The 23,841-nt window shown below is 58.7% G+C and carries 14 protein-coding genes and 1 tRNA gene; 10 read left to right on the top strand and 5 right to left on the bottom strand.

The window, feature by feature from the left end; all coding sequences use genetic code 11:
* Positions 1–211: 211 nt before the first annotated feature.
* The 3 genes from cax to RRF56_RS11060 all read left to right on the top strand — a co-directional run bounded on the left by cax (position 212) and on the right by RRF56_RS11060 (position 6,865).
* Positions 212–1,462 (top strand): calcium/proton exchanger, encoded by a 1,251-nt coding sequence (gene cax, locus RRF56_RS11070; RefSeq protein ID WP_317037701.1) that lies wholly within the window; start codon positions 212–214, stop codon positions 1,460–1,462.
* Positions 1,463–1,598: 136 nt separating this feature from the next.
* Complete coding sequence (locus tag RRF56_RS11065; RefSeq protein WP_317037700.1) at positions 1,599–6,566, top strand: translocation/assembly module TamB domain-containing protein; 4,968 nt, start codon at positions 1,599–1,601, stop codon at positions 6,564–6,566.
* Between the two features lie 173 nt (positions 6,567–6,739).
* Positions 6,740–6,865: a hypothetical protein gene (locus tag RRF56_RS11060; protein WP_317037699.1), complete on the top strand. Its 126-nt coding sequence runs from the start codon at positions 6,740–6,742 to the stop codon at positions 6,863–6,865.
* Positions 6,866–6,933: 68 nt separating this feature from the next.
* Here RRF56_RS11060 and RRF56_RS11055 read toward each other — a convergent pair whose 3' ends face one another.
* Complete coding sequence (locus RRF56_RS11055; RefSeq protein WP_317037698.1) at positions 6,934–8,475, bottom strand: ABC transporter permease subunit; 1,542 nt, start codon at positions 8,473–8,475, stop codon at positions 6,934–6,936.
* Positions 8,476–8,656: 181 nt separating this feature from the next.
* Between RRF56_RS11055 and RRF56_RS11050 the strand changes: the two genes are divergently transcribed.
* From RRF56_RS11050 to RRF56_RS11030, 5 genes are all read left to right on the top strand, one after another.
* Positions 8,657–9,427, top strand: coding sequence for an amino acid ABC transporter ATP-binding protein (locus tag RRF56_RS11050; protein WP_317037697.1), 771 nt, complete (start codon positions 8,657–8,659; stop codon positions 9,425–9,427).
* A gap of 149 nt (positions 9,428–9,576) precedes the next feature.
* Positions 9,577–15,195, top strand: coding sequence for a PAS domain S-box protein (locus tag RRF56_RS11045; protein ID WP_317037696.1), 5,619 nt, complete (start codon positions 9,577–9,579; stop codon positions 15,193–15,195).
* Complete coding sequence (locus tag RRF56_RS11040) at positions 15,192–17,021, top strand: EAL domain-containing protein (protein WP_317037695.1); 1,830 nt, start codon at positions 15,192–15,194, stop codon at positions 17,019–17,021. The genes RRF56_RS11045 and RRF56_RS11040 overlap by 4 nt, the downstream gene beginning before the upstream one ends.
* Positions 17,022–17,069: 48 nt before the next feature.
* The gene (rpsD, locus tag RRF56_RS11035; protein ID WP_317037694.1) at positions 17,070–17,678 is read left to right on the top strand and encodes a 30S ribosomal protein S4; all 609 of its coding nucleotides are present in this window, start codon (positions 17,070–17,072) and stop codon (positions 17,676–17,678) included.
* Between the two features lie 352 nt (positions 17,679–18,030).
* Positions 18,031–19,212, top strand: a complete 1,182-nt coding sequence (locus RRF56_RS11030) for a TRC40/GET3/ArsA family transport-energizing ATPase (protein WP_317037693.1) — start codon at positions 18,031–18,033, stop codon at positions 19,210–19,212.
* 168 nt (positions 19,213–19,380) lie between these two features.
* Here RRF56_RS11030 and RRF56_RS11025 read toward each other — a convergent pair whose 3' ends face one another.
* Together RRF56_RS11025 and cobO are read right to left on the bottom strand one after the other, a co-directional pair.
* Positions 19,381–19,977, bottom strand: coding sequence for a GIY-YIG nuclease family protein (locus tag RRF56_RS11025; RefSeq protein WP_317037692.1), 597 nt, complete (start codon positions 19,975–19,977; stop codon positions 19,381–19,383).
* Between the two features lie 80 nt (positions 19,978–20,057).
* Entirely contained in the window at positions 20,058–20,735 is a 678-nt protein-coding gene (gene cobO, locus RRF56_RS11020) for a cob(I)yrinic acid a,c-diamide adenosyltransferase (RefSeq protein ID WP_317037691.1), read from the bottom strand.
* A gap of 179 nt (positions 20,736–20,914) precedes the next feature.
* On the opposite strand from cobO, the gene RRF56_RS11015 reads away from it, so the two are divergent.
* Together RRF56_RS11015 and RRF56_RS11010 are read left to right on the top strand one after the other, a co-directional pair.
* Positions 20,915–20,987 (top strand) — tRNA-Arg (locus RRF56_RS11015).
* Positions 20,988–21,034: 47 nt separating this feature from the next.
* Entirely contained in the window at positions 21,035–21,181 is a 147-nt protein-coding gene (locus RRF56_RS11010) for a hypothetical protein (protein ID WP_317037690.1), read from the top strand.
* Here RRF56_RS11010 and RRF56_RS11005 read toward each other — a convergent pair.
* Entirely contained in the window at positions 21,178–22,485 is a 1,308-nt protein-coding gene (locus RRF56_RS11005; protein ID WP_317037689.1) for a tetratricopeptide repeat protein, read from the bottom strand. The two genes, RRF56_RS11010 and RRF56_RS11005, sit on opposite strands and share 4 nt — an antisense overlap.
* 195 nt (positions 22,486–22,680) lie before the next feature.
* Positions 22,681–23,835 carry a cysteine desulfurase family protein gene (locus tag RRF56_RS11000; protein ID WP_317037688.1) on the bottom strand — a complete coding sequence of 385 codons (1,155 nt, stop codon included), beginning with the start codon at positions 23,833–23,835 and terminating at the stop codon, positions 22,681–22,683.
* Positions 23,836–23,841 lie beyond the last annotated feature (6 nt).

Below are 23,841 nucleotides of genomic sequence, written 5' to 3'. Positions count from 1 at the left end.
AACTCCACCGCTGGGCAGGGAAGCTAAGGGTAGGTGGGCAGATAGACTCAGCTAGGGTCTCTGCGGGCGATCGCCCCCAGTTGCCAATCCTGAGGCGACATCGCCGCCATCATGCCACAGTTTGGGGAGCACTATTGGTCCGTGACCACAAGGTTCTAGCGCTCAGCGCCTGGAGCCGCATGATTTACACCCTTCACCTATCTACAAGGCCATGGGCTCAACGACGATCAATTTAAAGACGCTTAGCCCTAAGACTGTAATCTTCGCGGTGCTAACGGTGTTTATCCCGATTTCTCTGCTGGCCCACTGGCTGGAATGGGGCGCGATCGCGATCTTTCTCACTGCGGCTCTAGCGATCTTGCCCCTGGCGGGCTTGATTGGTGAGGCCACCGAGGCGATCGCCGTTGTCCTCGGTCCCGCCTGGGGTGGGCTGCTCAACGCCACCTTTGGCAACATGGTAGAGCTGATCATCGCCCTGTTTGCACTGAGAGCAGGGCTGGTGGATGTGGTCAAGGCCAGCATCACCGGCTCCATTGTGTCGAACCTGCTGCTGGTGATGGGGGTGTCAATGCTGCTGGGGGGACTGCGCTATAAGGTGCAAACCTTTCAGCCGATGATCGCTCGGGTCAACTCCTCGGCTATGAACCTGGCGGTGATCGCGATCTTGCTGCCTACCACCATTGACCTGGTGGCCGATGTGGTGCCTGACGAAACCATTCAAACCCTCTCCAACGCCGTGGCGATCGTGCTGATCGTGGTCTACGGCCTGAGCCTGGTTTTTACGATGAAAACCCACGCCTACCTTCAGGAGGAGAGCGACACAGAGACAGGGGCGATGGTAACCGTCCAGACCCCGCCCCCGGTGTTGCAGGCAATCAGTTCTGGAGACTGGTCAGCAATAGCCGAAGCACCGACAACGACAGCGATCGCGATCGCCCTAGCCCCAGATCCCTCAGAGCCTTCCGATAATCTAGATCTCCCAGTTCCAAAACCTCCGCTCCGCGTCAGCGTCTGGATCGGGATTTTGTTGGTGACTACGCTAATTGTGGCTGTTGAGTCGGAACTGCTGATTGACAATCTGGCAGTGGCCACCGATCGACTGGGGCTGACTCAGCTATTTACCGGAGTAATTCTGCTGCCCTTAGTCGGCAACGCCGCCGAGCACGCCGCCGCCGTCAGCGTAGCCATTAAGAACAAGATGGATCTGGCGATGGCCATCGCCGTCGGCTCTAGTATGCAGGTGGCGCTGTTTATGGGGCCGGTTTTAGTGCTGGCTGGCTGGCTGCTGCACCAGCCCATGAACCTCGACTTTGGCCCCCTCGACCTGGTGGCGGTAGGGGTGGCGGTGCTAATTGCCAACTCCATCAGCATGGATGGTCGCTCCAACTGGTTAGAGGGGGTGCTGCTAATTGCCGCCTATACGGTGCTGGCCCTAGCCTTTTTCTTTTACCCAGCACCGTGAGACCTGGCCGCTAGGTAGACCGACCATACCCCGCCCCCGAGCCAGATAATTTGCAAATTGAGAAGCTTGGGGTAAATTAATGGCATTCTTGCCGGTAGCGCCGTGCTAAGGCCATTATTCAACTGGCGGGCTTGCTGTGGCTCAAGGGTCTTCACCAGAGGCAGAACTTATCCCCCCTCGCCCTCGACGCTGGCTGAGGGCGCTGGCGATCGCAGCGGGCGGGTTGTCCCTCGCTGGCTTAGGGCTAGGCTGGTGGGGCTACAGCGTAGCTCGCCGCGAATTGCCTCCGTTCTTGCAGCGCAACCTCAGCGATGCCCTGGGGCGACCGATTAAAGTGGGCGAATTTGAGCGCTTTAGCCCTACCGGGGTGCGCCTGGGGCCTTCGATTGTGCCGCCGACCGAAGCCGACTTTTCCTGGGTGCGGGCCCAGTCCCTAGAGGTTAATTTCAACCCCTTAGACCTGCTGCTGACCCGCACCCTGCGCCCCAGCCTGATCTTTATCGACCCTCAGGTGGCCCTCAAGCAAGGGTTTAATGGTGAGTGGCGGGTGCAGATACCGCAATCAGTGGGGGAAGAGGGCTTTTTCAAAACCGAGCTGAGCAGTATTCAGATTCGCAATGCCAATCTGGCCATTGGCCCCCTGTCGCGCACTTCCATTGTGGAATTGCCGGAGGGGGTGTCGAGCGCTAACCTGGTGCTGCTCGAAAACGTCAACCTGCGGGTGCGCTTTGGTGGCCCAAATAACCAAACAGCCTCGCTGATCGTGGGCGGACGGCTCAACAATGGGGCTTTTCAACTGCGCGGAGAGGGGCAGATCGATACGCGTCAGTTTAATTTGGCGGTGCAGGCCCAGCAGTTGCCGATTGAGGCGGTGAATCCTCTCTTTGGCGGCAGCTTTTTTGTGCGCAACGGCCTGCTGTCCTCTAACCTCGACCTCAGATATCGCCCCGAGACTGCCGACCGACTGACGGTCAGGGGAACGGCTCGGCTGCGCAACGGCGACATTGTGATCGGCGATCTGCCTGCGGCTCTGCAAGACATCAACGGCACCATGCAGCTCAACGGTGGGGGCGGCCGCTTAGAGAATAGCTCCCTCAAGTTTGGCCCCATTTTAGTCAGAGCCGCGGGCCAAGTCGATGTCCACAAGGGCCACGATCTTGAGATTGACATTCCTGAGGTCAGCCTTGATCAGGTGGCTGAAGCCTTGGCGCAGTCTCTACCGGTGCAGGCAGCAGGACGGTTTCAGGTCAAGGCCAGCGTTACTGGGCCGCTAAGAACCCCTCAGGTAGACGGGACCTTGGCCAACCTAGGCCTGGTGCAGATCGATCGACTAGGTCTAGACGCCATTGCGGCTCGGTTTGGAGCCAATCTCGATGGGGCTACGCTGCACCAGGCTACCCTCACCCCGGTCACGGGCGGTACGGTGACGGCCCAGGGCCAGGTGCTGTTGAATGGCGCACTATCTAATGGTGCAGTGACTCATGACGCGCTGGCCAACCGCGATCGCCCCACCCAGCCCCAACCCCCTCATGCTCAACCCTACCTAACTCTCACTGCCCAAACCGATCTGCCCCTAGATCGCCTGGCGGCACTCTATGGGGTGTCTTTGCCCGAGACTTGGCGGCTAGGGCCGCTGCTGACCGAAGCCCGTCTGTTTGGCCCCCTGGCCCGCCTCCAGGGTGAGGCCGACTGGCAGATGCCCCAGTCAACCTTCCCCAGTCGAGGCCAGCTCACCTACGCCGATCGCCTCGTCACCGCCAAAAATGCTGTGTTTGAGGTGGGGGCAGGCCGTCTAGAAGCGATCGCCACCGCCGACCTCACCCGCCGCGACTGGCAGGCTCAGGTGGCGGGCAATGCGCTAGATCTAGATTTAGTATCGCCCCAGCTACGGGGCACGCTAGACACCGATCTAGACATTTCTGGGTCGCTAAACGCCTTAAACCTCCAGGGCATTCAGGCCCTGGGGCAGGCTCGATTTTCCCACGCCGTACCGCTGAATTTGGCGATCGCAGCAGTGCCTCACCTCAACCTGGCGGGCCTAGACCAAATGCTGCCCGGTGCCCTCAGCACCCGCTTTGCCTGGACGGGGCAACGGCTAGACATTGCTGAAGCCACTACCGCTAACCTCTCTGCCCGGGGGGGCATTGAGATGCGCTTTTTGCCCCAGGGTGGCCTACCCCAGATTGGCACCATCGACCTGGCCGCACGGCTGTCAGAGATCAACTTAGAATCGGCCTCCGGATTGGTCAAGGGTCCAGCCTGGCTGCGGCCCCGAGGCACCCTGGCCTTTGACGGCACGCTGCGCGGCACCCTGGCCGATCCGCATCTGGTGGGCACCATAGGACTGCGCCAGGTGGGCCTCAACCAATTCACTCTGGTAGATGCGGTCTCAGGGCCAGTGCAGGCCTCCCGTACCGCCGGAGCCACCCTTAGTCTGCGGGGGCGTGACGAAGAGATCTCAGCCAACCTAGCCGCCGACCTGCGGCCCAACGCCTTTCGCCTAGCCAGTAAAGACGTTTTGGCCCAGGGCCAGCGCCAGGGCGACCGCCTACAGACCGAACTGCACAATTTTGACCTAGCGGCTCTGGGGCTGCACCCCTTGACGCAACCTGACCTAGGGCAGCTGGGCGGCAAACTCAACGCCACGGCCACCCTAAATCTGGCCGATTTGGCTAACCCTGAGGCGATCGCCCAGTTTGCCCTCGATCGCCCCGCGTTGGGGAGCTTGGGGTGCGATCGCTTCACCGGTCACCTCCAGTACCGCGACGGTCTAGCCCAGCTCACTGGTGGTTCGCTCCAGCTGATCTCAGACACCAAGTTTCAGGTCACTGGCAGCGGGCGGCTGTTTCCCCACTGGCAGGGCGAGGCGCAGATCACCACTGCCGAAGCCGACTTTCAAGACCTGCTGGCAACGCTCAACCTCTACAGCTATGCCGATATCAGTCGGGTACTGAGCCCTCTGGGGTTGGGCACCGCCGCCGATCTCACGGTCACCTCCGTCGGCGATACCACGGCTTCTCTAGAAGCGTTGGCCGAGCTAGCTCAGGCTTTGCGATCGGTAGAGACAGCACGCCACCTAGAGCGCGCCCACACCCTGCTGCCAGCCCTCAGCCAGCTTAAAGGCAGCGTGGCCGGTCGCCTGGGTGTTAAGGCCTCCCGCATTCAGGGCCTCACCGCCGATTTTGAGTTCACTGGCCAAGACTGGGCCTGGGGCCGCTACGCCTTCGACAATCGGTTTCTAGCCCGGGGGCAATTGCAGAACCAGGTGCTCTCCCTCGACCCCGTCGAGTTTCGCACGGGTGAGGCCCGCCTCCGCCTGGTGGGAGACCTCTCACCACAACAGTCTGACCTAGCTGTTGGGGCCGAAGGTCTGCCCCTCAGAGCCGCCGCCACCCTGCTAGAGAGCCCCGTCGCCGTGACCGGACTACTCAACCTCAATGCCCACCTCACCGGCCCCTACACTAACCCTCACCTCAGGGGTGACATGGCAGTAGCCGAGGCCAGCCTTAACCATCAGCCGCTCACCGAAATTAGCAGCCGTTTTCAGTACCAAAATGCCGCCTTGAGCGTCGATGGCCGGGTAGTCGGCAGCCATCCCGAACCCCTGAGCTTTTCAGGCACAATACCCTACGCCCTGCCCTTTATGACGGCGCAGCCCGCCAGCGGCCCCATGATGCTGCGGGCTACCCTCAAAGACGAGGCCCTAGCGTTGGTCAACCTCTTCACTCCAGCCCTGGTGTGGGGTGGCGGTCAGGCGACGGTTGACCTACGCCTCAGCGGTACCCCCCGTCGCCCCTTGCTATCAGGAGATGTCAGCTTTGCCGATGCCAGCTTGATCAGCCCGTGGTTAGGGACATCCCTCGATCACCTCACCGGTAACATTCAGCTCCAGGGCACCCAAATCCGTATAGACTCCTTGACCGGTAGCCTCTTCGACGGCACTGTTGCCCTGGCGGGTCAGGTACCACTGATTACCCAAGATGCTAGACCAACCGACCCTGGCCTGCGGCTATCTCTGGCCAATCTCGACGTCAACTACGCCAACGAGGTACGCAGCCGGGTGACTGGCGAACTGACTCTGACTCAGGCGTTGCTGGCTCCTACCATCGGCGGCCAGGTGCAGCTGCAAAATACCAGGGTGTCCGTGGGGCGTGGGTTGCTTCAGCAGGCCAACCAGATCTTAGCCAAGCCAGATCTCGACCGCGTAGGCAATACTCCGGGTCGCATTCCCCTGAGACAAATCAGCACCGCCTTTCCCCTACAATTCGACAACCTGCGGCTGGTGCTTGACCCGGCCCAGATGCGAGTGTTGCCGTTACTCTCCCTCAACCTAGAGGGAGCAGTGGCGCTCAACGGCCTGGTGCCCGACCTCTCGGCTGACGGAGCCCTGTACCTCACCCACGGCTGGATCAACACGATCACCACCGAATTTTTTCTAGCGCCAGGCCGCAGCAACGTGGTGCTGTTTAAACCCGAGAATGCCCTCGACCCCTATCTCGATCTGGTGCTAGAGGCTAGCGTACCGCTGCAGCGGCAGTACAACATCAACGCGCTCAACTCCACCACCGGGGCGGCGGAAATACCCACCCTCGATCGCCTAGCCAGCACCACCGTACTCGACGAACTACTGATTGAGGCTCGGGTGCAGGGGCAGGCCAGTCGCCTGCTCGACAACCTCAACATTTTGGCGCTAACCAGCACGCCCACCTACGGCCAAAACCAACTACTGGGCATGGTGACCGGCGGCTACCTAGCTAGCCTGGGCGGCACAGAGCCCGGTCTGGCCCTGGGGTCTAACCTACTCGGAGCGTTTACAGCCGACAGTCAAGATGCGATCGCCCATGCCCTGGGCCTACGACGGCTGCGGCTGGTCGGCACTACGGTGCTACCCACCACTAACAAAGACTCCCTAGGGCTCGGGGTTGGGGCCGCCATAGGCATTACCGAAAATCTCTCTGCCAGCCTGGTGCAGGTGCTCAACCAAAGCCAGCCCTTCGCCCTCAATGCCCGCTACCGCATAGACGATACCTGGAGCATCAGCGGCTCGACCGATGTCAGCAATGCCGGTCGAGCGTTTGTTGAGTATCGCCGCAACTTTCGGTAACTTTTGTAAATACTTTTTTGGTAGTTAGTGAATTTTCCCAAGCATTTTCCCAATACTGTAATAGTTGGGTCTTGCTTGATGAATGTCTTAGACTTGCCCCGGTGGCCATGATGAAAAAGCGCTGTTTACCTGCCTATCTGATTGCTAGAAACCTGTGTTTACTTCTGGTCTTGGTGGCTAGTAGCGTAGTGCTAGCCGCAGAACTACACGCCGCTGCAAACGAACAGCAGCAGCAAACCGAATCGCTTCGACGACTATTTGTGTACCAAATTTTAGCCGGGGTTCAGCAGCAGCAGTAGGCTTGCGGTGGTAGCTGCACGGGGCAGCACCTCAACAGGCAACCCCAACAGAAGCCGTCTACGGCAGTCTAAACACCGATCGCCGATGGCACTGGGTCTTTCTTAGCTTTCTTAGGCCGATTGATCGGGTCCATATAGGCCTCTAGGCGTTTGAAGGCGAAGGAGGCCAGAGAGGTCATCACCAGGTAAACAATCGCCACCGCCAGATACACTTCAAAGGCGCGATAGGTAGTAGCCACGGTCAGCTGGCCCTGGCGGAAGAGTTCTTCAAAGCCGATCACGGCAGCCAAGCTGGTGTCTTTGATCAGAGTAATAAACTCGTTGCCCAGGGGCGGTAAAATTCGTCGAAACGCCTGGGGAAACACCACGTAGCGCATGGTCTCGACCGGGTTCATTGCCAGCGACTCGCCTGCCTCCCACTGACCGCGATCGATCGATTGAATGCCACCGCGCAGAATCTCGGCCAGGTAGGCGGCGACGTTGAGGCTAAGGGCCAGAATGGCAGCAAAAATGCGATTAAAACTAAAGTCAAAGCCCAGGCTTTGAAAGAGAGCAGGCAGGCCAAAGTAGATCATAAATAGCTGCACCAGCATGGGCGTGCCGCGAAAGAAATCGACGTAGACGCGGCACAGCCAGCGCAGGGGCTTAATCGGTGAAATCATCGCAAAGGCCACCAGCGCCCCGCCAATCAGCCCAAAGAAAAACGAGAAGGCCGTCAACAAAATCGTGATCCACGCGCCGCGCATCAGGTTTTGAAACAGTCGCCCCCAGGCCAGGCCAGTCGCCGTGCCTGCCTCCGCCAGGGCTGGGGCCACTACTGGCAGTTCTGGCGGATCAGCAGAAAACCAGCGGCGGTAGATCTCGGCGTAGGTGCCGTCTTGCAGCAGGGTGTCGAGGGCGGCGTTGATCTCCGCTAGGGCCTCAGAGTTTTGCGGTAGAGCGATGCCGTAATATTCTTCGGTGACCAGCTCGCCGACGATTTTGATGCCCTGAAGGTTGGCCTCGTTGATGGCGTAGAGGGTCACCGGCAGGTCGTTGACCACGGCATCGACTCGACCGTTGAGCAGTTCTTGCAGGGCCAGGGGGGCACTGTCAAAGGTGCTAATGGCAGCCCCATCGACCTGGGCGGCCTGCTCGGCCCCGGTAGTGCCAATCTGCACGGCAATCCGCTGGCCCGCCAGGTCTTCTAAAGAATTGATGTCGGTGTTGGCCTCGCGCACGGCGATCGCCAGCCCTGCCTCAAAATAAGGCCTCGAAAAGTCGATGGTCTGTGCCCGCTCAGCGGTGATGGTCATGCCGCTGATGGCTGCATCAATGGTGCGCGACTGAAGGGCGGGCACTAGCCCATCAAAGGGCAGGCTGATAAACTGCACCTCGCGCCCGGCGGCTTCGCCGATCGCCTGCATGAGTTCAATATCAAAGCCCGTGAGCTGGCCGGTGGCGTCGTCTCGCATTTCAAAGGGCGGGAAGGCGGGTTCGGTACCCACTTCCCATACTGCTGGGGCCTGGCTCAGGCCCGCCATCTGGGCGGCCCCCACGGCGAGCAATGTACCCAGCATCAGAGCCAGGGCGCGTTTCAGCCAGCGAAAGCGAACGATGCGGTAAACCATGGGCCAACGGTGGTACGGGGGCAAATGACCTGCCTCACGGCGGTTGTGAGGATATGATGCTGCACCATAGACAATTTTATCTAGATGAAATTGTTATCTAGAATACAGATACCCCAGGGTGCCAGTGATTCTCTTTAGGGTATAGCCTGGTGCACCCCTTTCATCACCCAAACCGCTGCCAATGACCACCACTCTGCCTGCGATCGCCACCCCCGTTATTGCCTGCGACAATTTGTATAAAAGCTTTGGCCCGATTGAGGTCTTAAAGGGGGTGAGCACTGCCTTCACCAAGGGCGATGTCGTGTCGATTATTGGCCCCTCGGGCTGCGGCAAGAGCACCTTTTTGCGCTGCCTCAACCGACTGGAAGCAATCAACCAGGGCCACCTGGAGGTGATGGGGCAAGATGTCTCCGCACCCAAGCTGCCCCGCCAGGCCCTCTACCACCTGCGTAGCCAGGTGAGCATGGTGTTTCAACATTTCAACCTGTTCCCCCACCTGACGGTAATTGAAAACCTGATGCTGGCCCCCCGTCGGGTACTGAAGTTTCCGGCGGGCGATTGCCGCGACCTGGCCGAGCACTACTTGGATAAGGTGGGGCTGAGCGATCGCGCCGACGCCTACCCCGAGCAGCTGTCGGGGGGGCAAAAGCAGCGGGTGGCGATCGCCCGCAGCCTCTGTATGAAGCCCGTCGCCATTCTGTTTGACGAGCCCACTAGCGCCCTCGACCCCGAGCTGGTGGGCGAGGTGCTGAGCGTCATGCGCCAGCTGGCCGAAGAGGGCATGACCATGGTAGTCGTCACCCACGAAATGCAGTTTGCGCGGGAGGTCTCGAACCGGGTGCTATTTTTCAACGACGGCATCATCGAAGAAGAAGGGGTGCCCGCCGAGGTCTTTGCCAACCCCAGCAGCGATCGCTTAAAAGCCTTTTTGAGCCGGTTGAGCCAGCACTGAGAATGGCAGCGACCGAGCGTTCTGGTGGTCTTGAGCAGCAAGGGGGAATGCTGGACAGGTAAACCGTTAGAGATCCGCTACCTTCTAGCTCGGGGTTAGCTACCTCTCTAGCAGTCGCCCTGCGGCTAGGGGACACCTCCGTCATGGACATGCCATATCGGCCTGGACTAGCTCAGGCTGCCATTATTCAGCCATTGCTCACGGTCTCGCCCCAGACCTCAATGAAAACGGCGATCGCCTGCCTAAATCAGGCCAATGCCGAGGCTGCCGCTGACCCGCTTGGGCCACCCCTAGGGGCAGCGGCCTGTGTTGTGGTAGTCGAGCATCAGCAAGTGGTGGGCCTGCTCACCGCATCAGATATTGTGCGCTGGGCAACCCAGCCTCAAGAGCAGCAGCCCGTTGCCCAAGTGATGACCCATCCCGTGGTTACCCTACCCGCAGCAGCCCTGAGTGATATTTGGGCCGCCGTAGCGCTGTTGCGCCAGCACCGGGTTGAGCAGGTAGTTCTGGTCAACGAGCAAGGTGGGCTAGTCGGGCTGGCCACCCATGCCAGCCTCATGCATGCTCTGGCTGTCGCCGCCGCCACCGACCACAGATCAGGAGTCTGCCCTGCGGGCCAGGCTGGCGGCATTACCCCCCAATCGCTAGCGCGTCAGCGCGACTTCAACCGTTTGCTGGTCACCCTAACCAGTCGCTTTGTGGAGGTTAGCGACCAGCAGTTAGATGCCGAAATTTCCCACGCCCTAGAGCAGATTGGGGCTTTTATCGGCGTAGACAAGAGCCATGTGATCGCCTTTGACGAGCCTCCCACCGACGGCGCCCCCGCAACCATGTCTGTGACCCACGCCTGGTATCGACCTGGTTGCCCTAGGGTTAACCATCCCCAAGGACCAATACCACTAGCGGCTTTTCCCTGGGTGACAACGACGATCTTGCAGCGAGGCATTGTGCAGGTGCCCTGGGTCGATGCCCTACCCGACGATTGCGCCATCGATCGCGCCAGCTGGCGGCGGTGGGGCATTCAGTCCATGCTGTCGGTACCGCTGATTCGCACTGGGGGCGTAGTGGGTTGCCTGGGGTTTGTCTCCTTTAGTCAACCCACCGCTTGGGACGAAGATACGGTGCAGCTGCTAACGGTGATGGCCCAAACCATTGCCAATGCTCAAGACCAGGCGCGATTGGAGGCCGAACGTCAAACAGTTGAGCAGGCCTTGCGCACCCGAGAGGCCCACTATCGTGCCTTGATCAGCGCCCTGCCCGACCTGATTGTGCGCCTTAATGCAGAGGGCATTTACCAAGAGTTTGTCGCCAACCCCACCTTTGCCGTGGTGGGCGATATGGCCGAACTGGTTGGCACTCATGTGACCGACAGTTTGCCGCCGAAGGCCGCCCAGCAACGTCTAGAGGCCATTCACCAGGCCTTGATTACCAAAACGATCCAGCTCTATGAGCAGGATCTCTCCTTTGACGACCAGCTCCAAGTCGAGGAGGTGCGGGTGGTCCCCTACGGCGACAACGAGGTTCTAGCTCTGGTGCGCGATGTCAGCGCACAGCGGGCTGCTCATCAAGAGCGCCAGCAGGCCGCCCGTCAGCTCCAGGCGCTGAACCAGTCCCTAGAGCGCAAGGTCGATGAACGCACCGCTGAACTGCGGGCGCGGGAGGCCCAAATGATGGCCTTGGTAGGAGCCATTCCCGATCTGCTGCTGCGGGTAGCTACCGATGGGCGCTGCCTGGAGTATGTCCAACCGCAACACCAGTCGGGCCAATTCTCATCAATTCACTCCCACCTGGCCGAGTGCTTGCCTGCCGACCTGATGCAGCGACAGCTCGAAGCGATTGAACGGGCGATCGCCACGGGTGAGCTGCAAGTCTATGAGCATCAACTGCAAAAACAAGGCCGGCTAGTCGACGAAGAGGTGCGGATCGTGGGTATTGGCCCCGATGAAGCCCTAGTGATGGTCCGCAATATCAGCGATCGCAAACAGGTGGAGCAAGAAAACCAGCGCCTGCGCGATCGCCTAGAATTTTTGCTGAGCACCAGCCCCGCTGTCATTCACACCTGTCAGATTGACGGCAACTGCCGGGCCACATTCATGAGCCCCAACGTCAGCACTATTTTGGGCTATCAGGCAGACGATATTCTGGCCGACCCGGAGTTTTGGGGCGATCGCATCCATCCCGACGATCGGGCCCAGGTGCAAGCAAGCATGGCCCAGGTCTTGAGCCAAGACAGCCACAGCTGCGAGTATCGGTTTCTGCACCGCGATGGCCACTATGTTTGGCTGCACGACGACAACCGGCTGGTGCGCGATGCCCAGGGCAACCCCATAGAAGTGATCGGCTACTTTGCCGATATCACCAGCCGCAAGCGCACCGAGGCCCAGCTATTAGACAGTGAACTTCGGTTTCGGCGGATGTTTGACTCCAACACCGTCGGCATGATGTTTAGCAACGTTGATGGGGCCATCACCGAAGCCAATGACTGCTTTTGGGCCATGCTGGGCTACACCCAGGCAGAGATCGCCAACCAAACGCTCAGCTGGATAGACCTCACCCCTCCCGAATATTCAGCCCAAGACGCCAATATCGTCGAACACCTCAAGCACCACGGCACCATGGCCCCGGTTGAAAAGGCGTACTACCACAAAGCGGGGCATCAGGTGCCCATTTTGCTAGGGGTGGCCATGCTCTCCCAGGCCGAGGGGAGCTGCGTCTGCATCGCCGTTGACATCAGCGATCGCAAGCAAGTTGAGCTAGCCCTCCAGGCCAGCGAAGCCAAGTTTCGACAACTGGCCGAAAACGTGCCAGCGGTGGTGTACCGCTACGTCCTACATGCCGATCATCAGTCGACCTTTACCTATTTCAGTCCCTACGTCGAGACGATCTATGGCCTTCCCCCAGAGGTTGCCCTAGGTGATGCAGCCACTCTGTTTGACCGAGTCTACAGTGACGATGTAGCGGCATTAGAAGCCGCTGTCATCGCCTCCGCTCAAAGCCTAGAGCCGTTTTATTCTGAACACCGCATTATTGCCATCGACGGCACCCTCAAATGGATACAGGTCTCGGCTACCCCAGAGCGTTTGGCTAACGGCGACACGCTATGGCAGGGGGTAATGCTGGACATCAGCGATCGCAAACGGGCCGAAACCGCCCTGCGGGAGTCGCAACAGCTATTGCAAACCGTATTAGACACCTTCCCATTGGCGGTGTTTTGGAAAGACTGCAACTCGGTGTACCTAGGCGGCAACCAGCGCTTTGCCGATACTACCGGCCTAGGATCGCCCCAGGCGATCCTAGGCAAGACCGACTTCGACTTTTCCTATCTTGAGACCGAAGCCCTGGCCTACCGGGCTGCCGACCGTCAGGTGATGAACTCTGGTCAGCCCAGCTTGGGGGTTGAAGAGATTCTCACCTTGCCCACGGGCGAACAGCGCTGGCTTGAGACCAACCGCTTACCCCTGCGCGATCTCAGCGGGCAGATTGTCGCCACGGTCGGCACCTTTCAAGACATTACCTGCCGTAAGCAGGCAGAGCTAGAACGCCAAACCCTGCTGCAAGAGCTGGCCGCCTTTAAGCTGGCCCTAGACGAAGCAGCCATTGTCGCCATTACCGACATTCAGGGGGTGACCACCTACGTCAACGATCGCTTTGTAGAAGTTTCGGGCTATACCGAGGCCGAAGCCATGGGCAACACCCACCGCATCGTCAACTCAGGCTACCATTCACCCTATTTCTTTAAAGACCTGTGGACGACGATTTTAAGCGGCCAAGTGTGGCGAGGCGAGCTGTGCAATCGCACCAAAAAAGGTCAGATCTTCTGGGTTGATAGCACCATTGTGCCCTTTTTAGATGATCAGGGGCGACCGGTAAAGTTTTTGTCGGTGCAGTTTGACATTACCGATCGCAAGCAAGCCGAAATTGCCCTCCAAAACAGCAACAATTTGATGGGCATTATTAGCCAGGCCCAGGCACAGTTTATTACCGCCACCAACCGCCTCGATATCTTTGATGGGCTGCTCACCCGGCTCTTAGATGTCAGCAAAAGCAACTACAGCTTCATTGGCGAGGTGTTGTTTGACGATGACGGTTCTGCGGTGCTGGAAGACGGCTGCTTGAAGATCAAGGGCATTCCCCACTTGCAAACCTATTGCCTGACCCAGCTAGACGGGAACCCAACCCCGAAAGCACCCGAGGCTAGCAGTCCCCAGCCGGGGGTGGACGTTACTGCCCTCAATACCCTGCTTACCACCGTCATTAAAACGGGCCAGCCGGTGATTGCTAACCGCCTCAACTCCAATCTAAAACTGGGCGGCACTTCAGACGAATGTCCGTCGCTAAGGTCCTTTTTAGGATTGCCCTTTTTCCAGGGCAACACCCTAGTTGGGGTAGTGGGCCTAGCCAACCATCCCAGCGGCTACGACCAGGACATGATTGATTACCTAGACCCGTTTTTGGCCACCTGCAGCAATTTGATTGAGGGTTATCGCCTCGATCGCGATCGCCGCCATACCGAGGCCCAACTCAACCGCACCAACGCCGAACTCGCGCGCGCCACCCGGCTCAAGGATGAATTCTTAGCCAACATGAGCCACGAACTGCGTACCCCGCTCAACGCCATTCTCGGCATGACCGAGGCACTGCAGGAAGAAATCTTGGGCGCGATTACTCCCCGTCAGGCCAACGCCCTCAAAACCGTTGAGCGCAGTGGCACTCACCTCCTAGAGCTCATCAACGACATTCTCGATGTCGCCAAAATTGAGTCGGGTCAACTAGAACTCGATGTCGGGGCGATCGCCGTAGAAGACCTATGCCAATCGAGCTTAACCTTTGTCAAACAGCAGGCCCTAAAAAAACGTATTCGGCTCGATGTTCAAATACCCAAGTCTCTGCCACCCCTATGGGGCGATGAGCTCCGACTGCGCCAGGTGTTGATCAACCTGCTCAACAATGCCGTTAAATTTACCCCCGAACAGGGATCCATCATTGTAAAAATTACTCCCCTGCCAGCCGCAGCCATTGCTCACCCGCTGCGCCTGCTCAACGGTAGCCTGGCTCCCCATGCCCTCCGCTTTTCCATTCGCGATACGGGTATTGGCATCGCCACCGACGACATTGACAAACTGTTTCAGCCGTTTGTGCAGATCGACAGTGCCCTCAACCGCCAGTACCAGGGTACTGGTCTAGGGCTAGCTCTAGTTAAGCAAATTGTGACCCTCCACGGGGGCCAGGTGGGTCTGACTAGTGAGGTGGGGGTAGGCAGCTGCTTTACCGTTGATTTGCCCTACGAGCGAATTGATGCCCCAGGCTGGGACAGGCCCCCTACTGCTCCGCCCAGCGCCTTTAGTACGGCCGCCATCGCACCGATTGCAGACTCCATCCCCGACACGACGGGGGCACCGGTGATTTTGCTAGCCGAAGACCAGGAGACCAACATCAGCACAATCACCAGTTATCTGACGATTAAGGGTTATGGCCTACTGATCGCCAGAAGTGGCGAAGAGGCGATTGCCCTGGCTCAATCTGGGCACCCTGATCTCATCCTGATGGATATTCAAATGCCGGGGATGGACGGGCTAGAAGCAATCCGTCGCCTGCGACAAGACCCGCAGCTAGCGACCCGACCCATCATTGCTCTCACGGCCCTGGCGATGGCTAAAGATCGCGATCGCTGCCTAGCGGCGGGGGCCAACCTCTACTTAAGTAAGCCCGTCAGGCTTGACCAGTTAGTAACCACCATTCAGACCCTGCTCAATAGCCCACCGCCATGACCCCAGCGACTATCCTTGTTGTCGATGACGAACCCAATAACTTCTACGTGATTGAAGCGTTTTTGGCCCATCAAGGCTACGAGCTCCACTACGTAGAGCATGGCGAAGCCGCGATCGCAGCCCTGCCCCAAATTCAACCCAGCCTGATCTTGCTAGATGTGATGATGCCGGGCCTAGACGGCATTGAGGTTTGCCAGCGGATCAAAGCCGAGGCCCAGTGGCAAGCGGTGCCGATCATCATGATCACGGCGTTGGCCTCTAAGCAGACGCTGGCCCAGTGCCTGGAGGCCGGTGCCGATGATTTCATTGGCAAACCCTTTAACCGCAGCGAACTCACCGCCCGAGTGCGCTCTATGCTGCGCATCAGCCAGCAGTACCAACAGCTAGCCGACCTCAATACCCACCTCGAAGCCACCGTCAATCAGCGCACCGCTGAGCTGCAAACCCTGCTGTTTCAAGATCCGCTTACCCAACTCCCCAGTCGGGCGGGCTTGCTCAAAATTATTGGTCAACGGCTAGACCAGAACCAAACCAACTTCGCTTTGGCTTACCTCAACTGCGACCAGTTTAAGCTGATCAACGGAGCCTTTGGCTACACGGTGAGCGATCGGCTGTTGCAGGTGATCGCTCACCGTTTGCAGAGCTATCTAGGCCCCCAAGACCACCTCGCCCGCCTTGGTCAAGACGAATTCTGCTTTTTGCTCTACCCCGTAGATGAGGGGTTTGATTTAGACGGCTGGGTGCGGCAAATTTTAGACGCCTTTGTAGCCCCCTTTGAAACCGCAGAATGCAATGTCTTTATGACCGCCTGTCTGGGGATTGCCCTCGCCCAAGGCGACTATCTACAGCCCCAGGCGCTGTTACAGGCAGCAGATATTGCTCTTTACCAGGCCAAGCGTCAGGGTAAGGGAAAATATCACATTTTTGATCAGCAAATGCACAGGGCTGTGCGCCACCGCCTTACCCTCGAAAACGATTTACAGCGAGCTCTAGACCAGCAGGAATTTGTCACCTACTACCAGCCAATTGTGAACTTGGAGACCAGCCAGATCGAGGGGTTTGAGGCCTTGGTGCGCTGGCAACACCCCCAACGGGGCATGGTCTCCCCCGGAGAGTTTATTCCCTGCATGGAAGAAACGGGGCTAGTGGTGCGGATCGGGCTAGTGGTGCTACGCCAAGCCTGCGAACAGTTGTGCGTCTGGCAGCGGCAGGGGCTCAACTTAACCATGAGCGTGAACTTGTCAGTCAGGCAGTTTACCAGCCCTACGCTGCTCACCGACATTGACCAAGTGCTGGCCGACACGGGCGTTAATCCGGCCAATCTCAAGCTCGAAATTACCGAAAGCGCCATCATGCAGGACGCAGAGGCCGCTATTGCCCTGACTCAGGCGCTGCGATCGCGGCATATTCAAATCAGCATCGATGACTTTGGCACCGGCTACTCATCCCTCGGCTATCTCCACCGCTTCCCCATCGATATTCTGAAAATTGATCGATCCTTTGTTCACCAGATTCAGTCGGGCAGCCGCAATTATCAAGTGGTAGAAACGATCATGGCCCTGAGCAAGCAGCTCAACCTGTCCGTAGTCGCCGAAGGCATCGAAACCCAAGCGCAGCTTCAGTGCTTACAGCGCCTAGGCTGTGGGTTTGGCCAAGGCTACCTGTTTTCGAAGCCCCAGCCCCCCGCCGCCATTACCGCCGAGCTGTTCACCGCTCAGCCTGACAGCGACCAGTCCGGCCCATCGGCCTCCCATCCGTTTCAAGACATCATCGATCTCAGCAGTAAGACCAGAAAAAAATATCAGAGTGTTGCCTACGGCGCTTGATCGCGCTAAGATTAGAATCTTTGGAATTTGTTCGGAGAGTAAACGTTTATGGCGCGATATAGAGGCGCTCGCCTGCGGGTCGTACGCCGTCTGGGCGAGCTTCCGGGCCTGTCCCGCAAGACCCCCCGCAAAGCCTATCCCCCTGGGCAGCACGGCCAAGACCGCAAGAAGAAGTCTGAATACGCAGTGCGGCTCGAAGAAAAGCAAAAGCTGCGCTTCAACTACGGCTTGACCGAGAAGCAACTGCTGCGCTATGTGAAAAAAGCGCGTCGGGCTGGTGGTTCTACTGGTTTGGTCATTTTGCAACTGCTCGAAATGCGGCTCGACAACACCGTGTTTCGCCTTGGTTTTGGCCCCACTATTCCCTCGGCGCGGCAGACCGTCAACCACGGTCACATCTGCGTCAATGGTCGTGTAGTGTCCATTCCTAGCTACCAGTGCCGCCCTGGCGATGTGATCACCGTGCGCGATCGCGAAGCTTCCAAGAAACTGGTTGAAGCCAACCTAGAGTTTCCCGGTTTGGCTAACGTGCCCAACCACCTCGAACTCGACAAAGCCAAGCTCACCGCCAAAGTTAACGGCATCATTGAGCGCGAATGGGTTGCTCTCAACATCAACGAACTGCTAGTGGTTGAGTATTACTCCCGTAAGGCCTAAGGCTGCTGGTCTTTACGAGATTTGGTTTTGCTGGCCAACGAGGCCAATTGCTTACCGCCCATAACACATTACTCTTACCTTATGTTTTGGTCTCTGGCCCGTCAGCCAGAGACCAATTTTTTTGTGCTGGTCTCTCCTCCAAGGCAGGTAGTAGACCAGCGGTGACAGAAGCACAAAAGAAAACCGGTATTTGCCCTCAGCGCGCGATCGCCCCAAAAACCTTAGCCGTAGAAAAAACAACGCCTTTGGGGATCGCACTCTCAGGTGATCCCCGCTGCCGCCTGCGGAAAGCTTAAAAAACCTATAGATTAAAGAGATAGGGAACCATAACGAGAAAGGCGAGGACACCCACATGCGGGTATTGTTAATGACCGGCAAAGGCGGCGTAGGCAAAACCTCCGTAGCTGCCGCCACAGGCTTGCGCTGTGCCGAACTGGGTTACAAAACCCTGGTGCTCAGCACCGATCCGGCCCACTCCCTGGCCGACAGCTTTGATATGGAACTGGGCCACGACCCGCGCCTGGTGCAGCCCAACCTCTGGGGAGCCGAACTCGACGCCCTGATGGAACTCGAAGGCAACTGGGGCGCGGTGAAGCGCTACATTACCGACGTGCTGCAAGCCCGTGGCCTAGAGGGCATTGAGGCCGAGGAGCTGGCCATTCTGCCCGGCATGGACGAGATCTTTAGCCTGGTGCGCATGAAGCGCCACCACGATGAAGGCGAGTACGACGTGCTAATCATCGACTCGGCCCCCACGGGCACTGCCCTGCGCCTGCTCAGCCTGCCTGAGGTGGCGGGCTGGTACATGCGTAAACTCTATAAGCCCTTCCAGGCCGTCTCTGAGGCGCTGCGGCCCCTGGTGCAGCCCTTCTTTCGCCCGGTGGCGGGTTTTAACCTGCCCACTAAAGAGGTGATGGATGCGCCCTACGAGTTTTACGAACAGCTGATTGAGCTCGAGAAAGTGCTAACCGACGCAGGCACCACCTCGGTACGCCTGGTCACCAACCCCGAAAAAATGGTGATTAAAGAATCGCTCCGTGCCCACGCCTACCTCAGCCTCTACAATGTCGGCACCGACTTGGTGATCGCTAACCGCATCATTCCCGACGAGGTGCAAGACCCGTTCTTTCAGCGAATGAAAGAAAAGCAGCAGCAGTACAAGCACGAAATCCACGAGAACTTTCACCCCCTGCCGGTGAAAGAGGTGCCGCTGTTTGCCGAAGAACTCTGCGGTCTAGAATCGCTCCAGCGCCTCAAAGAAACCCTCTACGCCGACGAAGACCCTAGCCAGGTCTACTACAAAGAAACCACGCTGCGGGTGGTGCAGGAGGACGGTAACTACAGCCTGGAACTCTACCTGCCGGGTATTCCTAAAGACCAGATTGAGCTGAGCAAGTCGGCGGATGAGCTGAATGTACGCATCGGCAATCACCGCCGCAACCTGGTACTGCCCCAGGCCCTGGCAGCGCTGCAACCCTCGGGCGCAAAGATGGAAGACGACTACCTGAAGATTCGCTTTGCGACGATAGGGTAGGGGGTAAGACCAAATTCGGATCGCATAAACCCTGTTCCCAAATGGTCAAACTGTAGGGGCGCATGGCATGCGCCCTGCTGAACTGGAGGTAACCCAGCCGGATTCGGTTACGGTGGCCAGGGTACTCCGGCCCCTTTTGGACACGGCTCCTAGCAACTGTTGTTTGGTCTAGGTCTCTAGCTTGCCGCCGACAAAGGGGGTGCTCCAGATCGCCCAGTTTTCTTTGTTAAAAGGCGATCGCCAGCGTTGAATCAGCTCTAGCTCTAGGGCCTGCCGGGCCTTGCGATCGCGATCGGCATGGGGCCAAAAACCAATATTTACCGCCACAGGCAAATCGTGGCTGCGGTGGGCTTCTACATAGCTAAGAATGTAGCGCTTGCAGTCGTGAACGCCCTTCCAGCGCTGGTTCGACTTTACGGTTTCGCCCACATAGAGTAGCACCGCCGCCTCGTGGTCAACCACAAAGTAGAGGGCGGGCACCCCAGACTCTTGAAACTGCCCGCGCCAAAACTCAGCATTGCGCGGCGGCAGCCCAAAGGGGTCGAGGGTATCGGCGGGGGAACTGGCAGCCAAATCAAACAGCGTTCCCTGGGCGATCGCGGGGCCAGACCTGACCGTCGTTTGAAACTGAGCGACTCGCCGCTTCCATTCCTGAAGCTCATCGGCCAGCATGGCTGACCCAGCAGGCCGGTTGTAGGCCCACGACAGATCTGCCGCCCGCAGATCAGCATCAGAGAGCAACGAGGGCTGATAGTCTGATGCCATGCAATCTACCGCCATTAAGTCTAGGTCTGGGCCTGGTGGGTTCCTATGATAGGGCAAAACCTCTAGATAGAGCGTTTCTCCTAAAACTCGATGCCGGGCTGGGCCTTGACGCCCTGCTCACGGAAGGGGTGCTTTACTAGGGTCATCTCAGTGACCAGGTCGGCGCGCTCAATTAACGCCTGGGGTGCGCCGCGCCCAGTGAGAATGACGTGGGTCATCTCGGGCTTATCGGCTAGGCCTGCCAACACCTGATCTACGGTCAGAAACCCGTGCTTGAGGGCAATGTTTACCTCGTCGAGCAAAATAGTTTTGCACTCGGGGTTGCGGATGTAGGTTAGTGCCGTTTCCCAGGCTGTCTGGGCGGTTTGGGTGTCGCGATCGCGATCTTGAGTATCCCAGGTAAAGCCTTCGCCCATGGCGTGGAAGGTGAGCTGATCACCAAACCGCTCCAGCACGGCTTTTTCCGCCGGTTCCCACGCGCCTTTGATAAACTGCACAATGGCGACCTTGTAGCCGTGGCCGATCGAACGCAGCACCATACCCAGGGCAGCGGTGGTCTTGCCTTTGCCGTTGCCGGTATTGATAATCACCAGCCCCTTCTCGACATTGCGCTCGGCGATCCGCTGCTGTTGCACCTCCTGCCGCCGCTGCATTTTGCGGCGGTACTGGTCTTCAGAAAGGGTAGTCTCTTCAGCCGCTTGGTTGAGGGTAGCGGCAGCGGCATCGAGGGGATTGGCGGTGTCGGTGGGTTGGGGCATGGTGAGTTGGTTAGAGTACTTAAACCAGTAAAGCGCAATTCTCCAAGGGAGGTTTGCCCAATCCTAGCGGCTAGCGGCTCCCAAAACGGTCTAAACACAGGGCTTACCCCGCCCTCCACGCCATTGGGAAGAACAAGCGTGCGAACACCTCGCGCAGGTGCTAGAATGATGCAGCTTAAGGGCATGTAGCTCAGTGGATAGAGCACTAGATTCCGGTTCTAGCGGTCGCAGGTTCGAATCCTGCCATGCTCGTTGCAATCACATTTGCCCAGGCATTTAGAGATGTTGTACATCCTTAAATGCCTGGGCATTCTTTTGGCACTAGCGGCGGCAGCCAAACCTTTAGGGTGGGCACCGCCAACCATTCACTCAGTGCCATTGCACCCCACAATTGTGGCGATCGCCTCTGCGGTGCCGCTCCATCGGTGGTGTTTGGCGATCGCTAGAGAGGGCGCGATCGCTCGGGTTTGCGTTTGCCCCAGGACAGCTCTAGGGCTTTGCGAAAGTCAGCTATGGCCAGGGCGGCCTCGTGGCCCAGCCGAATATTGGTATGCCCCCGGCCAATGTAGGCCTCAGCTAGGGTAGGGCTGAGGGCAATGGCGCGATCGAAGTCTTCGAGGGCTAGATCCCACTCGTCGAGAAAGTAGAAGGCGTAGCCGCGATCGCAGTAGGCCAGGGCATCGTCTTCATTGAGCTCTAGGGCTTGGGCAAGGTCGGCGATCGCGGCCTGGTAGTCTTCTTGACGGTTAAATACGCGGCCCCGGTTGGCCAAAATGCGCCCGCTGTGGGGGTTAAAGCGCAGAGCTAGGGTGTAGTCGGCGATCGCCCCATCGATGTCGCCCACTTGGGCTCGCAGCAGCCCCCGGCTGTCGTACAGATCGGCCAGGCGAAAGCGCAGATTCAGCGGGGTGTCTTCGCTCAGGGTCGTATCGGGGCTATCGAGGGCCAGCCCCACCAGCGTCTGATTGTAGGAACGGTCTTGCAGATCGGGGTTGAGTTCGAGCACGTTGGTGTAGTCGTCGATCGCTCCCTGAAAGTCACCCAGTTCGTGACGCAGCATGCCCCGGTTAATGTAGGCTTCAGCGTAGTCGGCCCGACATTCTAGGGCGCGGTTAATGTCGAGGGTGGCCTGGTATAGGTTACGCAGTTGAAAATAAGCCACTGCTCGATAGTTATAGGCCTCGGCGTGGTTGGGCTGACTGTGCAGCAGCCGGGTAAAGTCGGCAATGGCAAACTGGTAGGCCTCCCGGCGGTGTTCGGCTAGGGCCGTATGGGCTCCCTGTTTGAGGTAGGCCAGCCCCCGCCACAGCAAAAGCTTGATAAAGGTAGGCTGCTCGGCCAGCACTACCGAAAAATCGGCGATCGCCCCTGGGTAATCGTCCAGGTCGAGCTTAATGCGGCCCCGGTTGCCGTAGGCTTTAGCCGACACGGGTTGCACCTCAATCGCCCGGTTGAGGTCGCCTAGGGCCTCGGTTAGCTGCCCCATCAGCCGGTAGAGGTTGCCCCGATTGATGTAAGCATTGGCAAAGGTAGGTTCTAGGCGCAGCGCAACCGAAAAATCGTCGATGGCCGCCTGGTGGCGACCCAGGTCACGGTAGGCGCAGCCTCGGTTATAGAATGCCTTGGCACAGGTTTGATGCTGGGCAATGGCTGCCGAAAACTGGGCGATCGCCGCCTCAAAATAGCCCAGGCGGGCCTGCTCAACGCCAGCTTTGAGCAACGCACTCAGTTGAAGGTTTTGGGTCGTCATAGGTCTGTTGGGGAACCCGAACACTACACTGCGTAAACTAGGCTTGGACATGGCGTGAATCGTGGCCAATGCCCCTAGCCCCAAAGCTAACGCTTATTATGCCTAATCTAATCAGTACTTCTGCGAGGGGAACGTAGACAGTGATGTAGAAGTGATGAAGGTTTAGCAATACAGCCTGACAGCAGTGAGGGGCCCTCAAGCGCCCTGGCGCAGCGCCTCTACCGTGGCAATAACCCCAGCCACCACCGCGTCAATCTCAGCCGCCGTGGTAAACCGTCCAAGGCCAAAGCGAAGCGATGCGTAGGCCAACGCATCGGTCCGCCCCAGGGCGGTAAGCACCGGGGAGGGAGCAGTGCTGGCCGTGCTACAGGCCGACCCCGACGATAGGGCCACCAGACTTCGCAACCCCAATAGCAGGGCCTGCCCATCTACCCCGTCAATACTGAGGTTGAGGTTGCCGGGCAGGCGCTGGGTCGCGTGGCCATTGAGGTGTAGGCCCCCCAGGGGTTGCAGGCCCTGCCACAGCCGCTGACGGAGGTCAATTAGGCGATCGCTCTCTGCCCCCAGTTCGGCCAGCCCCAGCTCGACGGCCTTGGCAAACCCGACAATTTGGGGCGAGTACAGCGTGCCCGACCTCAGCCCCCGTTCGTGCCCACCCCCGTGGAGCTGGGCCGCCAGGGGCACCCGAGGGCGTCGCCGCACGTAGAGCGCCCCGGTGCCCTTGGGGCCATAGACCTTGTGGGCGGTCAGCGACAGCAGATCGATCTGCATCGCCTGCACATCGAGGGGAATTTTGCCGATCGCCTGGGCCGCATCACTGTGGAAGAAAACCTGGCGATCGCGGCATTGCGCCCCAATCTCGGCCAGGGGTTGCAGTACGCCGATTTCATTGTTAGCGGCCATCACCGACACCAGCACCGTGTCATCTCGATAGGCTTTTTCTAGCGTCTCTAGATCTAGCAGCCCATCGGGACGCACGGGCAGGTAGGTGACCTCAAACCCCAGGGATTCTAGATAGCGGCAAGGGTCGAGCACCGCACTGTGCTCAGTCTGCACAGTAATAATGTGCCGCCCCCGGCTAAAGCAGGCTTCGGCGATGCCCTTAATCGCCAGATTGTTGGCCTCGGTGGCCCCGCTGGTAAAGACAATTTCTTCGGGACTGGCGTTGATGGCAGCCGCAATGGTTTCGCGCGATCGCCCAATTGCGGCCTCGGCCTCCCAGCCATAGACATGGGTGAGGCTAGCGGGGTTGCCAAAATGGTCGCTAAAGAAGGGCAGCATTGCCTCTAGCACCCGAGGGTCAACGGGGGTAGTGGCGTGGCAGTCGAGGTAGATCGGTCGCTGTACCATGGCCCT

Source organism: Nodosilinea sp. E11 (assembly GCF_032813545.1).
Taxonomy (GTDB): domain Bacteria; phylum Cyanobacteriota; class Cyanobacteriia; order Phormidesmidales; family Phormidesmidaceae; genus Nodosilinea.
Note: the sequence above shows the minus strand (reverse complement) of the source record. Positions and strands in the feature narration are given on the sequence as shown.